The organism is Shewanella sp. S1-49-MNA-CIBAN-0167, from assembly GCF_040310145.1.
GTDB lineage: Bacteria > Pseudomonadota > Gammaproteobacteria > Enterobacterales > Shewanellaceae > Shewanella > Shewanella psychromarinicola.
The window spans coordinates 1-298 of the sequence record NZ_JBEOPO010000181.1; the positions used below are offsets into that span (position 1 = coordinate 1).

Annotated in this window: 1 tRNA gene; it reads left to right on the top strand. The window is 41.6% G+C overall.

Features of this window, described 5'->3' with window-relative positions:
- Nucleotides 1–224: 224 nt before the first annotated feature.
- Nucleotides 225–298, top strand: a tRNA-Ile gene (locus AAEZ00_RS20920).

Genomic DNA, 298 nt, shown 5'->3' on the forward strand with positions numbered 1-298 from the left:
TCCTTACCTATACGACTAACTCAATACCTAAAAGTGCAGCAATGCATGTGAGTGTTCACACAGATTACTTGATAGAAAGAAAGAGAAAGATATCGAAAGGTATTTTTGAGGATTTTGATTCTTAATCAAGGCACTTGATGAGTTTTGCAGGGAGTGTGCTTTTAGCACATGACTGAGAAACGAAGAAAGTAACGCTGAGTAAGGATTAAAAGACCAAAAAGAATGGGTCTGTAGCTCAGCTGGTTAGAGCGCACCCCTGATAAGGGTGAGGTCGGTGGTTCAAGTCCACTCTGACCCA